This window comes from Falsiroseomonas ponticola (genome assembly GCF_016805305.1).
Taxonomy (GTDB): Bacteria; Pseudomonadota; Alphaproteobacteria; order Acetobacterales; family Acetobacteraceae; genus Falsiroseomonas; species Falsiroseomonas ponticola.
Window position 1 is genome coordinate 26,579 of the sequence record NZ_JAERQN010000006.1, and the last position, 12,394, is coordinate 38,972.

Consider the following 12,394-nt stretch of genomic DNA (forward strand, 5'->3'; position numbering starts at 1 on the left):
ATGTGAAGGCCCCTATGCATCACGTCTTGCGCTGCCCCGCGCGGGCTGCAACCCCGATCCGCGTTCCCATTGGGGGAAGGATCGCGGCGGCCTGCCCGGCGCTGCATCGCTACTCCCCACGCCGGGCATGCCCTATATCCTGCGGCGAACACCACGCGACGGACTCGGGGCACACGGCGGGGGCCGGGCGGCCCCCGGCCGGATAGCGGGGCCGAGGGGGACGCAGAACACCCATGCCGCTGGATCCTGAGATCGCCGCACGCGGTTCGCCGGAGGGGAACCCCGGGGGGGGCGCCGCGCCGCCCGCCGGGCGCAACCTGCTCTTCCTGCGGGAGGAGGAGCTGCGCCTGGCGCAGGACCTCCTGTTCTTCGGCTATCGCGACTTCACCGCCGGCGCGGATGCCATCCTGGCGGAGCTCGACATGGGGCGCGCGCATCACCGCGTGCTGCATTTCGTCGGCCGCCGCCCCGGCATCACGGTGGGCGACCTGCTCGGCATCCTCGGCATCACCAAGCAGTCGCTCGGCCGCGTGCTGACGCCGCTGGTGGAGGATGGATTCGTCACGCAGAGCCCCGGCCGCAGCGACCGCCGGCAGCGCCTGCTGTCGCTGACCGAGAAGGGTGCCGCGCTGGAACGCCAGCTCTTCGAACGGCAGCGGGACACGGTGATGCGCGCCTATCGCGAGGCCGGGCCCCAGGCGGTGGAAGGCTTCCGGCGCGTCATGCGCGGATTGATGGGCCCCGATGCCCGCGCCTGCCTGGAGAGATTGGAGTCCGAGCCCCCGCGATGAGCGCCACCGCCGACGCCCCCCATCTGCTGGTCGTGGATGACGATGCCAGGCTGCGCGCCCTGTTGCAGCGCTTCCTGGCGGAACAGGGCTTCCGCGTCACCGCCGCCGCCGATGCCGCCGCCGCCCGCCGGGCGCTGGCCGCCGTCAGCTTCGACCTGATGGTGCTGGACGTGATGATGCCGGGGGAGAGCGGCCTCGAATTGACGGAAAGCCTCCGCCGGGACGGGCCGGAAGTGCCGATCCTGATGCTGACCGCCCGTGGCGCGCCGGATGACCGCGTGGCGGGGTTCGAGACCGGCGTCGATGACTATCTGGCGAAGCCCTTCGACCCGCGGGAGCTGGCGCTGCGCATCCGCACCATCCTGCGCCGCGCCGCCCCGCCCCCGCCGCCGCCCGAATCGACCGCCGGGCCGATCCAGATCGGCAGCCGCTGGTTCGACCCGCAGCGCGCCGAACTCCGCGGGCCGGAAGGCGTGGTGCGGCTGACCGGGGGCGAGCAATCCCTGCTGCTGGCCCTCGCCCAGCGCCCGAACGAGGTGCTGAGCCGGGAGGAGATCGCCGCCGCGCTCGGCACGCCGGAAGCCGGCGAACGCGCCATCGACGTGCAGGTGACGCGGCTGCGCCGCAAGATCGAGCCCGACCCGCGGGAGCCGCGCTTCGTGCAGACGGTGCGCCACCGCGGCTACGTGCTGCGGCCGGGGCTCTGACGGGTGGCGGCCTGATGGCCCGCCCCGGCGCGCTGCTCGGCCGCGCCTTCCGCGCCCTGGTGCCGCGCGGCCTGCTGGGCCGGTCGCTGCTGATCATCCTGCTGCCGCTGCTGATCCTGCAGGGCGTCGCGCTGCAGCTCTTCTATGGCGGGCATCTCGACGTCATCTCCCGCCGCCTCGCCAGCGGCGTGGCCGGCGAGATCGGCATGGTGATCGAGCAGATGCAGCGCCACCCGGAGGCCGAGGAGCGCGCCTGGCTGTTCCGCGAAAGCGCCTGGCGGCTCGACCTCGGCATGGCGTTCGAGGCGGGGGCGACGCTGGGCCGCACGCCCGATCGCGGCGCCTCCCTCCCCCTGCTGCCGCTGGAGGAGGATCTGGCCCATGCGATGGCGGAGCGCGTCCGCCGGCCCTTCGACGCCGACTGGCAGTCCGACCGCCGCAGCGTGATCATCCGCATCCAGCTGCCCGATGGCGTCCTGCATGTGGAGGCGCCGCGCAAGCGGCTCTTCACCGGCACGCTCTACCTGTTCTTCATCTGGCTGGTCGGCTCGTCACTCCTGCTGTTCGGCGTCGCCGCGCTGTTCATGAAGAACCAGGTGCGCGCCATCCGCCGCCTGGCCGGCGCGGCGGAGGCCTTCGGGCTCGGCCGCGACATCGGTCCCATGAAGCCGGAAGGCGCGGCGGAGGTCCGCCAAGCCGCGGCCGCCTTCAACCGCATGCAGGAACGCATCCGCCGCTTCGTCGCCCAGCGCACGGACATGCTGGCCGGCATCAGCCACGACCTGCGCACCCCCCTCACCCGCATGCGCCTCGGCCTCGCCGTCCTGCCGCGGACGGAGGAGGAGGAGGAGGACATCGCCGCGCTGACCGAAGACGTGGAGGAGATGGAGCGCATGGTCGCCTCCTACCTCGCCTTCGCCCGCGGCGAGGGGCAGGAGCAGGCCAAGCCCACGGACCTTGCCGGCATCGTCCGCGACGTCGCGCAGAAGGCGCGGCGGGACGGGGCGGAGGTGGCGGTGGAGGCGCCGGCGGAACTCGTCGTCTCGCTGCGGCCGGATGCGCTGCGGCGCTGCCTGGCCAACCTGCTGGACAATGCCCGCAAGCATGCGCGGCGCATCGCGGTGGGGGTGGCGGCGCTGCCGCGGGCCGATGCCGGCGGCTGGGCGCAGGTGACGGTGGATGACGACGGGCCGGGCATCCCGGAGGCGCAGCGGGAGGAAGCCTTTCGTCCGTTTGCCACCCTGTCGGCGGGTGGCACCGGGCTTGGGCTGGCCATCGCGCGGGACATCGCGCGCGCCCATGGCGGCGACATCGTGCTGGAGGACAGCCCCCTCGGCGGGTTGCGCGCGCGGGTCCGGCTGCCGGTCTGAACCTCACGCCAGCGTGAACGGCGTACGGCATCGGCCGGTTGACGCATGCGCATCGGGCCGCCATGGGTGACCAAATCGTAACGACCGGATCATCCAGGGACTTCATCGACCATGTCGCTCGCCAGCCGGACCGGCCTTCCCGTCATCGAAGACGTGGTCTGGTGGGGGCCCAGGGGTACCGTCATCCAGTGGTTCATGGATGGTGCGTCGGTGCTCGGTACCGGCAACCCGGTGACCGGGCTGATCCAGACCGGCAACTTCTTCACGCCGCTGATGACCGGCGACTTCAACGGCGATGGGCAGGACGACATCGTCGGCCGCCGGGTGGACGGGTCGGTCGAGATCCGGGGCTTGCTGGGCGGCGCCTTCGCCGGCTTCGGGTCCGGCGGCTTGCTGGGCGCGGTGTCGCTGGACTGGACGATCAGCCTGACCGCGGACTTCAACCGCAACGGCCAGGATGACCTCCTGTGGCGCAACACCGATGGCGGCGTGGCGGTCTGGACGATCGAGGCCGGGCGCGTGGTCGGCGGTGGCTTCGTGGGCAATCCCGGAACCGCCTGGCAGATCGCGGGCGCCGGCGACTTCAACGGGGACGGGCGCGCCGACATCCTGTGGCGCCACACCGACAGCTCGGTCGCGATCTGGACGATGGACGGCGGCGCGGTCACGGGTGGCGGCCTGGTCACCAACCCGGGCCCCGACTGGCGGATCCAGGCGACCGGCGACTTCAACGGCGATGGACGCGACGACATCCTGTGGCGTGGCACGGATGGCAGCGTCGTCCTCTGGTACATGAACGGCACCAGCGTCGCGGGCGGCGGCCTCGTCGGCAATCCCGGCAATGCCTGGAACGTCGATCACACCGATGACTACAACGGCGATGGGCGGGACGACCTGATGTGGCGCGGCAGCGATGGCGGCGTCGTGCTCTGGCTGATGAACGGCACCGCCGTCATCGGCGGCGGCTACCTCGGCAATCCGGGGAGCAGCTGGAACATCCTCGACATCTGAAGCGCCTCACCCCCGCCAGCGCAGCGCCTCCACCAGCAGGCTGAAGGCGGGGGTCAGCTGGCGGCGGCTGGGGTAGTAGAGGTGGTAGCCCGGAAAGGGCGGGGACCAATCCTCCAGCACCCGCACCAGCCGCCCCGCCGCCACATCCGCCGCCACCACATCCTCGAAGGTGCAGACCAGGCCGAGGCCCGCCAGCGCCGCGCGCCGCAGCGGCGCGCCGCTGTTCACCACCAGCGGGCCCGCGACCTGGACCCGCAGCGGCCGCCCATCCTTCTCGAACTCCCAGGCATAGAGGGCGCCGAGCGTCGGCAGGCGGATGTTCACGCAGGCATGCGCCGCCAGGTCCTGCGGCAGCCGCGGCGGCGGATGCGCCGCGAAATAGGCGGGCGAGCCCACCACCGCCAGGCGCAGCGGCGGCCCGATCCGCACCGACACCATGTCCCGGTCCACCAGCTCCCCGAGCCGGATGCCGGCATCGTAGCGCCCCGCGACCAGGTCGGTCAGCGCGTCATCGACATGCACCTCCACCGTCACGGCGGGATGGGCGGGCAGCAGCGCCTCCAGCGCCGGCCACAGGATGGTCTCCGCCGCATGCGCCGCCGTCGTGATGCGGATGGTGCCCGATGGCCGGTCCCGCAATTCGCCGAGCGCGGCCAGCGTGGCCGCGATCTCCTCGAAGGCCGGGCCGAGGGTGCGCAGCAGCCGCTCCCCCGCCTCGGTCGGCGCGACGCTGCGCGTGGTGCGGGCCAGCAGCCGCAGCCCGAGCCGCGCCTCCAGCCCCCGGATCGTCTGGCTGAGCGCGGAGGGCGAGACGCCGAGCCGCGCCGCCGCGCGGGTGAAGCTGCGCGCCTGGGCCACGGCGGCGAAGGCCTGCAGGTCGTTCAGGGTGGCACCCGGGATCATGAAGCCCCGCTTCACGGTTCATGCGGACAATACGCCCTAATCACGTTGCGCGGCCAGCGCCATGTCGCAGCGCAGCATTCCGGGGATTGGCACCATGGACCTGATCATCAACGGCACGACCCGCCGCGTGGAGGCCGAGGCCGACACGCCCCTGCTCTGGGTCCTGCGTGACGAACTCGGCCTGACCGGCACCAAGTATGGCTGCGGCGCCGCGCAATGCGGGGCCTGCACGGTGCTGGTGGATGGCCAGGCGACGCGATCCTGCGTGACGCCGGTGGACAGCGTCGCGGGCCTGCCCGTCACGACCATCGAGGCGATCGAGGCCGACCCCGTCGGCCGCAAGGTGGTGGAGGCCTGGGTCGGCATCCAGGTGCCGCAATGCGGCTACTGCCAGTCCGGCCAGGTGATGGCCGCGACGGCGCTGCTGAAGCAGACGCCAGCCCCGAGCGAGGAGGACATCGCCGGCGCCATGACCAATCTCTGCCGCTGCGGCACCTACAACGCGATCGCCGCCGCCGTGCGGCAGGCCGCCCAGGGCTGAGGGGACGCACGACCATGGACGGCATGATCCCGATGGGCCGCCTGCCCCGCCTTCCCGCCGATGGGCGCCCCGCCAACCTTTCCCGCCGCGGCCTGCTGGGCGCCGCCGGCGCGCTGGTGCTGGCGGCGGCGCTGCCGCGCGGCGCCGCCCGCGCCCAGGCGGCCGCGCCCGCCATCACCCCCGGCACCCGCGTGCCCGCCTTCCTCGCGATCCGCGCCGACGGCTCCGTGCTGCTCAAGAGCCCCTTCGTGGAGGGCGGCCAGGGCGTCGCCACCGCGCTGGCGCAGATCGTGGGGGAGGAGCTGGACATCGACCCCGCCCGCTTCACGGTGGAATGCGCGCCGCCCGGCCCGGACTACGCGCTGATCGGCGGCATGCGCTTCACCGGCGGCAGCTTCTCCGTCCGGTCCAGCTACGACGCCATGCGCCGGCTGGGCGCGGCGGCGCGGCTGATGCTGCTGCAGGCCGCCGCCGCGCGGCTCGGCGTGCCGGCGGACAGCCTCTCCACCCGGCCGGGCCAGGTGCTGCACGCCGCCACCGGCCGCGTGCTGGATTACGGCGCGCTGGCCGAGGCCGCCGCGGCCCTGCCCGTGCCGGCGGAGGCGCCGCTGCGTGCCGCCGATGCGTTCCGCTGGATCGGCAAGCCCGTCGCCCGGCTGGATGTGCGGGAGAAGTCCACGGGCAAGGCCAGCTACGCCATCGACCTGGCGGTGGAAGGCATGCTCCAGGCCGCCATCCAGCACGCGCCGCGGCTGGGCGCGGAACCCGGCGCCATCGCGAATGAGGGCGCGGTCCGCGCCATGCCGGGGGTGCATTCCATCCACCGCCTGCCCGGCGCCGTCGCCGTCCTCGCCGACCGCTGGTGGCGCGCCCGCCGCGCGGTGGAGGCGCTGGAGGTCACCTGGACGCCCGCCGCCCCCGGCACCGCCCATGCGCTGCCGGCCGATTTCTCCTCCGCCGGCCGCCACGCCGCCCTGGCCGCCGCGACCGCGCCCCTTCTGCCGGCGGAAGCCGAAGGCGATGCGGAGGCCGCGCTGCGCGGCGCCGCCCGCCTGGTGGAGGCGACCTATGACGCCCCCTACCTGGCCCATGGCCAGCTGGAGCCCCCTTCCGCCCTGGCGCGGGTGAACGGGGATGGCACGCTCGACCTCTGGCTGCCCAACCAGGCGCCGGAGATGTTTCAGGCCGCCGCCGCCGCGGTGGCGGGAATCGCGCCGGACCAGGTGCGCATCCACTCCCCGATCCTCGGCGGCTTCTTCGGCCGCCACTTCCTCTACACCGGCGCCAGCCCCTTCCCGCAGGCCATCGCCCTGGCCAGGGCCACTGGCCGCCCGGTGAAGGTGATCTGGAGCCGGGAGGAGGAGTTCCTGCGCGACGCGCTGCGCCCGATGGGGCTGGCGCGCTTCCGCGCGGGGCTGGACGCGCAGGGCCTGCCCGTCGCGCTGGCGGCGCAGGCGGTGGGGGAAGGCCCGGTCGGCCGCTGGTTCGGCGCCCCGCCGGGTGCCGCGGATCCCTCCGCCGTGGAGGGTATCGCCGGCAAGCCCTACGCCATCCCGAACCGCCAGGTGGTGCAGGTGCCGCTGGCCGACCCCGCCGTGATCGGCTTCTGGCGCTCCGTCGGCCATTCCATGAACGACTTCTTCTACGAAAGCTTCCTCGATGAGGTCGCGGAGGCCGGGGGCCAGGACCCCTTCGCCCTGCGGCTCCGCCTGCTGGCGAATGCGCCGCGCCATCGCGCGCTGCTGGAAGCCGTGGGCGCCTTGTCGGGCGGCTGGCGGCGCGGGCCCTATACCGCGGCGGACGGCACGCGCCGCGCCCGGGGCGTCGCCATGGCCTCCCCCTTCGGCAGCGAGGTCGCGACCATCGCCGAGGCCTCGATCCGGGACGGCGAGGTGGTGGTGCATGACGTCTGGGTGGCGATCGACCCCGGCCGCATCGTCAACCCCGCCATCATCGAGGCGCAGGTGAACTCCGCCGTGGCGCTCGGCCTCTCCTCCGCCCTGCTGGAGGAGGTGGTGTATGAGAACGGGGCGCCGCAGGCCCGCAACTTCGATGGCTACCCCATCCTGCCGCCCGGGCGGATGCCGAAGGTGCATGTGCGGATCATCGAAAGCGGCGCGCCGATGGGTGGGATCGGGGAGCCCGGCCTGCCCGGCGTGCCGCCGGCGGTGGCGAATGCCGTGGCGGCGCTGACGGGCCAGCGGGTGCGCAGCCTGCCCTTCGCCAGGACTCGCCTGGGCGCGGCATGAGGCGGCGGGCCATGGCCAAGGTGGTGGCGGCGCTGGCGGCCCTGCCAGCCGCCGCCCGGGCACAGGGCGGCGCGGTGATCCGGCTGCGGCTGGGGCGCGTGGTCCTTCCGGCGCGGCTCGACGATCACGCGACGGCGCGGGACTTCGCTTCGCTGCTGCCCCTGGCGCTGACGCTGCGCGACCATGCGGCGACCGAGAAGATCAGCGACCTGCCGCGGCGCCTTACGCTCACCGGTGCGCCGGCGGGGCATGACCCGCGGCCCGGCGACATCGCCTACTACGCCCCCTGGGGCAACCTCGCGATCTTCCACCGCGACTTCGGCTATTCGGCCGGGCTGGTCCGGCTCGGCCGGATCGAGGGCGACCTGGCGGCGCTGTCCCGGCCCGGGACCATCGCCGCCACGATCGAGGTCGCGGCCTGACCGCGCGGGGGCCTGTCCGGGGACAGGCCCGCGAGGATTGCTTCCCCGCGCCCTTGGCGAAGGTTGCTTCCCCGCGCCCTTGGCGAAGGTTACTTCCCCGCGCCCTTGGCGAAGGTTACTTCCCCGCGCCCTTGGCGACGAGGGACTTCACCTCGTCCATCGCCTCGGCGAAGCGCTTGTTCAGCAGGCCCAGCGCCTCGGCATTGCTGTTCTGGATGAGGTCGGCGACCTCCTTCATGTTCGCCACCGCCTTCTCATAGGCGGCCTTCAGCAGCTCCGCCTGGCGGGCGGCGCGGGCCTGCGGGCTCTCATTGCCCGCCATGGCGCGCATCGCGTCCGTCATCTCGGCCATGGAGGCCTGCATGATCTCCATGTGGCGGCGGGCGACGGCCTGCGCACCCTCCAGCGCCACGCGGTTGGCGGCGGACAGCGCCTCCAGGTTGCGGCGCTGGGCCTGGGCCAGGCCCTCCAGGTCCGGCATCGCGGGCAGGCGGAACTCCGCCAGCATCTTCATCATCTCGTCGGGCTTCATGCCAAAGCGATCGGACATGGGACGCGCTCCTCACAATTGGTTCGATGGGCGGCTCTATAATCCACACGCCGTGGGTGTAACAGCGTTTTTTGTGCAGTGCACAAAAAAGCCGGTGAAGGTCAGGTGAAGGCGTCCGGGGAGGCTTCGCCCGGCGGCGGCGGCGCCAGGTCGCCCGCTTCCAGGTTCAGGCTGCGCGCCGTCTGCTCCGCCCGGTCCAGCGCCTTGTCCAGCGCCGCCATGGTGGCGGCCATGTCCGTCGTCTCGTCCTTCGACCAGGCGCGGATGGTGGCGAACCAGACGCCGGTCAGCCCGGCAGCGCGCAGGTTGCCCTGCACCCCGGTCGAATCGAGTTCCGCCGCATCCAGGAAGCGCTTCATGGTCCGGTGCAGCACGGGCCCCATGGCGACGGCCAGCACCGGGTCCGTCCACATGTCGTTGGCCAGGCGCAGCATGCCCGCGCGGTGCGGCACCAGCGCATCCACGCCGCGCATCAGCACGTCGAAGACCCGGTCCCGCGGCGTGCCGCCCTGCCCCGGCACCGTGCCGGTCGCGACGGTATCCGCGACATGGTCCGCATGCAGGCGCAGCAGGTCGAGGCGGGAGGGAAAGCGCCGCGCCAGCTCCCCGGCCCGGATGCCGGAGGCGGTGGCCAGCCGGCCGAGGGTGACGCCCCGCCAGCCATGATCCGCGATCACGGCGAAGAGGCCATCGAGAAGACGGGGGTCAGGGGTGCCGGGCGTGTCCATGCTGATGATGGTGGGGGCGCCGGGCGCGCTCGCCAATGGGAATCTAGCCCGCGAGTTCGCGTGACCGCGCCGTGGCGGCCGCGATGGCGCGGGAGATGTGGGCGGGCCAGGCCGCTTCCTCCATCAGCACGGCCAGGGCGCGCTCCGTCGTGCCCTTGGGGCTGGTCACGTTCTTGCGCAGCTGCGCCGCATCCTCCGTGCTCGCCGCCAGCAGCGCGCCCGATCCGGCCACGGTGCTGCGGGCCATGCGCCGGGCGAGATCGGCCGGGATGCCCTGCTCCACCGCCGCGCGTTCCAGCAATTCGGCCAGCAGGAAGACATAGGCCGGGCCGCCGCCGGAGACCGCCGTGACGGGGTCGAGCAGCCCTTCCTCCTCCACCCAGGCGATCTCCCCGGTCGCGCCCAGCAGCGTGTCGGCCAGCGCGCGCTGGGCGGCGGAGACGGCGGGCGCGGCATAGGCGACGGTGAAGCCCTGCCGCACCGCGGCCGGCGTGTTCGGCATGGCGCGCACCACCGCGGCGCCGGCGCCCAGCAGCCCCTGCATGAAGGCGACGGTCTTGCCCGCCATGATGGAGACGAAGACGGCCGACCCCGCGAAGCGCGCATGCAGCGGCAGCGTCGCCGGCGCCTCCTGCGGCTTGGTGGCCAGGATCACGGCGGCGGGGGCGAAGCCCGCCGGGATCTCGGCGGCGTCCCGCAGCAGCGTCGCGCCCGGGAAGGGGCCGGTGGCGAAGGGATCGACGATGATCGTCTCCCCGAGGCCGCGTTCCCGCCAGCCGGCCAGCATGGCGCCGCCCATCTTGCCGCAGCCGATGAGGAGAAGGGGGGGAAGGGTATCGGTCATGGGGGAATTACTCCCCCACCCCATCCCGGCCGGCAAGGGTCCGGCGCTCAGGCCTCTCCCACGCAGTCCAGCATCGCCGCCTGCAGCGCATCCGCCGGCGCCTTGCCGCCCCAGAGGACGAACTGGAAGGCCGGGAAGAAGCGCTCGCATTCCGTGATGGCGATATCGACCATGTCCTCCAGGCTCTCCGCGGAGGCGCCGGGCGCGCCGCGCAGCAGCACGGAATGGCGGAAGACCGGCACGCCATCGTCGCTGTCGATGCCGAAATGGCCGATCCACAGCTTCTCATTCGCCAGGGCCAGCAGCTCGAACAGCCGCTCCCGCTTGCCCGCCGGCACCTTCATGTCGAAGGTGCAGGAGAAATGCATGGCGCTGATCTCATGCGACCAGGAGAAGTACAGCCCGTAGTCGCACCACTTGCCCGGCGCTTCCGCGGCCATTTCGGCGTCGGAGCGGCGTTCGAAGGCCCATTCATTGGCCGCGACGATCTGCTCCAGCACGTCGAGGGGGTTCGCGGACCGGTCGCGTTCCTCGTAACCGAGATAGGCGGACATCGCGGCACCTCCTTCGCCCGACCGGGAAACCCGACCCCCAAGGTGTAGGGGGTAGGACACCCCGAATCGCCACAAGGGGTAGATTACGCAACCGCAAAACGCGGCTGCAAGCATGGGTTCCGCGAAGCCTGCCAAAGAGTTGTGGACGAATCCGGCCATGGCGGTTTCGCCGCGGCCGGGAACCCCGCCCTCAGTCGCCGCTCGGCGTGCCGACGGGATCGCTCTCCGGCGGGTGGGTGCGGGCGGTCCGCGCCTCGATCTCCGCCAGCCGCGCTTCCAGCGCCACCACCCGGGCCTCCAGCGCCTCGGCCTGCTCCCGCGCCCGCCGCGCCACTTCCAGCGCCGCGTCCAGATCCTCCCGCTTCACCAGGTCCAGGCGCTGCACCATGGCATCCAGCTGCGCGCGGCCCATCGCCTCGGCTTCCTGCCGGGCGCCGGCCAGCACGCTGAAGGCGCCGCCCGCCATGCCGGCCAGGTCGTCGAACAGCCCCCGCTTGCCGCCGCCAGGCCCCCCGGCCGAACCACCCGCCGACCCTGTTCCGCTGCTCATCACGACACTCCCAACCGGTGAAACCGCTTCTGTCCCGCGCGCGTCATCGCGGCCTATACGCACCCCGAAGCCACGGCCTATACCCGCCCGCGTGCGCGGCCCCAACCGCGCCCCGGCACGGGGCCATGCCGTGCCCGGGCCCATCGATCAAGCCGCGAGGCGAGAGGACAACCGCCGATGTATCTGGTCACGGGTGGCGCCGGTTTCATCGGCTCCAACCTTGTCGCCGCCCTCTGTGACCGGGGGGAGGAAGTCATGGTGGTGGATCGCCTCCGCCAGGGCGATCCGGGGCGGGAGAAGTGGCGCAACATCGCCAAGCACCCGATCGCCGGCATCCTGCCGCCGGAGGAGCTGGAGGATTTCTGGTCCGAGGACCCGGAGGTGGAAGCGGTCTTCCACATGGGCGCCATCAGCGCCACCACCGCCACCGATGGCGACCTGGTGGCCGCCACCAACTTCACCCTGCCGCTCTGGCTCTGGGCCGTCTGCGCGGAACGTGGCGTGCCGCTGATCTACGCCTCCTCCGCCGCCACCTATGGCGATGGCGCGCAGGGCTTCGCGGATGACGATGCGCCGGCCGCCCTCGCCGCGCTCCGGCCGCTCAACCTCTATGGCTGGTCGAAGCTCGCCTTCGACCGCCGCGTGGCGGATATGCTGGAGCGTGGCGTGCCCGCGCCCCCGCAATGGGCGGGGCTGCGCTTTTTCAACGTGTATGGCCCCAACGAATACCACAAGGGCCGGATGGCCAGCGTCGTCTTCCACAAGTTCCACGAGGCCCGCGGCGGCGCCCCCGCCCGCCTGTTCCGCTCGGACCGCGACGGCGTCGCGGATGGGGAGCAGAAGCGCGACTTCGTCCATGTGGATGACTGCGTCGCCGCCATGCTCTGGCTGCTGGACAACCCGCAGGCCAGCGGGCTGTTCAATGTGGGCTCCGGCCAGGCGCGCAGCTTCCTCGACCTGGTGCGCGCCATGTTCGCGGGGATGGGGGAGCAGGAGCGGATCGAGTTCATCGACATGCCCGCCGACCTCCGCGGCAAGTACCAGTATTTCACGGAAGCGCCGATGGCGAAGCTGCGCGCGGCGGGCTTCGACCGGCCCGCGACCTCGCTGGAGGACGGCGTCGGCCGCTACGTCCGCGATTTCCTCCTGTCACCCGATCCGCATCGCTGAGGCC

Annotated in this window: 14 protein-coding genes; 8 read left to right on the forward strand and 6 right to left on the reverse strand. The window is 72.8% G+C overall.

Features of this window, described 5'->3' with window-relative positions; genetic code table 11:
* Positions 1-233 precede the first annotated feature (233 nt).
* The 4 genes from JJI54_RS17855 (at position 234) to JJI54_RS17870 (ending at position 3,879) form a co-directional block, all read left to right on the forward strand.
* On the forward strand, positions 234-791 hold the full coding sequence (locus tag JJI54_RS17855; protein ID WP_203074384.1) for a MarR family winged helix-turn-helix transcriptional regulator: 558 nt from the start codon (positions 234-236) through the stop codon (positions 789-791).
* The gene (locus JJI54_RS17860) at positions 788-1,498 is read left to right on the forward strand and encodes a response regulator (protein ID WP_203074385.1); all 711 of its coding nucleotides are present in this window, start codon (positions 788-790) and stop codon (positions 1,496-1,498) included. The genes JJI54_RS17855 and JJI54_RS17860 overlap by 4 nt, the downstream gene beginning before the upstream one ends.
* Positions 1,499-1,512: 14 nt before the next feature.
* On the forward strand, positions 1,513-2,868 hold the full coding sequence (locus tag JJI54_RS17865; RefSeq protein WP_203074386.1) for a sensor histidine kinase: 1,356 nt from the start codon (positions 1,513-1,515) through the stop codon (positions 2,866-2,868).
* 111 nt (positions 2,869-2,979) lie between these two features.
* Positions 2,980-3,879, forward strand: a complete 900-nt coding sequence (locus tag JJI54_RS17870; RefSeq protein ID WP_203074387.1) for an FG-GAP repeat domain-containing protein — start codon at positions 2,980-2,982, stop codon at positions 3,877-3,879.
* Between the two features lie 6 nt (positions 3,880-3,885).
* Here the strand turns inward: JJI54_RS17870 and JJI54_RS17875 are convergent, their stop codons facing one another.
* Positions 3,886-4,782 (reverse strand): LysR family transcriptional regulator, encoded by an 897-nt coding sequence (locus tag JJI54_RS17875; protein WP_203074388.1) that lies wholly within the window; start codon positions 4,780-4,782, stop codon positions 3,886-3,888.
* A 94-nt stretch (positions 4,783-4,876) separates the two neighbouring features.
* Between JJI54_RS17875 and JJI54_RS17880 the strand changes: the two genes are divergently transcribed.
* From JJI54_RS17880 to JJI54_RS17890, 3 genes are read left to right on the forward strand one after another with little or no spacing between them, the layout of a single operon-like run.
* Positions 4,877-5,323 (forward strand): (2Fe-2S)-binding protein, encoded by a 447-nt coding sequence (locus tag JJI54_RS17880; protein ID WP_203074389.1) that lies wholly within the window; start codon positions 4,877-4,879, stop codon positions 5,321-5,323.
* A gap of 14 nt (positions 5,324-5,337) precedes the next feature.
* Entirely contained in the window at positions 5,338-7,572 is a 2,235-nt protein-coding gene (locus tag JJI54_RS17885; RefSeq protein WP_226381887.1) for a xanthine dehydrogenase family protein molybdopterin-binding subunit, read from the forward strand.
* An 11-nt stretch (positions 7,573-7,583) separates the two neighbouring features.
* The gene (locus JJI54_RS17890; protein ID WP_203074390.1) at positions 7,584-7,994 is read left to right on the forward strand and encodes a cyclophilin-like fold protein; all 411 of its coding nucleotides are present in this window, start codon (positions 7,584-7,586) and stop codon (positions 7,992-7,994) included.
* A gap of 115 nt (positions 7,995-8,109) precedes the next feature.
* Here the strand turns inward: JJI54_RS17890 and JJI54_RS17895 are convergent, their stop codons facing one another.
* The 5 genes from JJI54_RS17895 to JJI54_RS17915 all read right to left on the reverse strand — a co-directional run bounded on the left by JJI54_RS17895 (position 8,110) and on the right by JJI54_RS17915 (position 11,220).
* Positions 8,110-8,544 (reverse strand): phasin family protein, encoded by a 435-nt coding sequence (locus JJI54_RS17895; RefSeq protein WP_226381888.1) that lies wholly within the window; start codon positions 8,542-8,544, stop codon positions 8,110-8,112.
* 101 nt (positions 8,545-8,645) lie between these two features.
* Entirely contained in the window at positions 8,646-9,308 is a 663-nt protein-coding gene (locus JJI54_RS17900; protein WP_203074391.1) for a TetR family transcriptional regulator, read from the reverse strand.
* Positions 9,309-9,315: 7 nt separating this feature from the next.
* Positions 9,316-10,116 carry a pyrroline-5-carboxylate reductase gene (proC, locus tag JJI54_RS17905; protein WP_203074392.1) on the reverse strand — a complete coding sequence of 267 codons (801 nt, stop codon included), beginning with the start codon at positions 10,114-10,116 and terminating at the stop codon, positions 9,316-9,318.
* Between the two features lie 47 nt (positions 10,117-10,163).
* Positions 10,164-10,670 carry a type III secretion system chaperone family protein gene (locus JJI54_RS17910; protein ID WP_203074393.1) on the reverse strand — a complete coding sequence of 169 codons (507 nt, stop codon included), beginning with the start codon at positions 10,668-10,670 and terminating at the stop codon, positions 10,164-10,166.
* 190 nt (positions 10,671-10,860) lie between these two features.
* Positions 10,861-11,220 carry an accessory factor UbiK family protein gene (locus JJI54_RS17915; RefSeq protein WP_203074394.1) on the reverse strand — a complete coding sequence of 120 codons (360 nt, stop codon included), beginning with the start codon at positions 11,218-11,220 and terminating at the stop codon, positions 10,861-10,863.
* Positions 11,221-11,397: 177 nt separating this feature from the next.
* On the opposite strand from JJI54_RS17915, the gene rfaD reads away from it, so the two are divergent.
* The gene (rfaD, locus tag JJI54_RS17920) at positions 11,398-12,390 is read left to right on the forward strand and encodes an ADP-glyceromanno-heptose 6-epimerase (RefSeq protein WP_203074395.1); all 993 of its coding nucleotides are present in this window, start codon (positions 11,398-11,400) and stop codon (positions 12,388-12,390) included.
* The last annotated feature ends 4 nt before the right edge of the window (positions 12,391-12,394 follow it).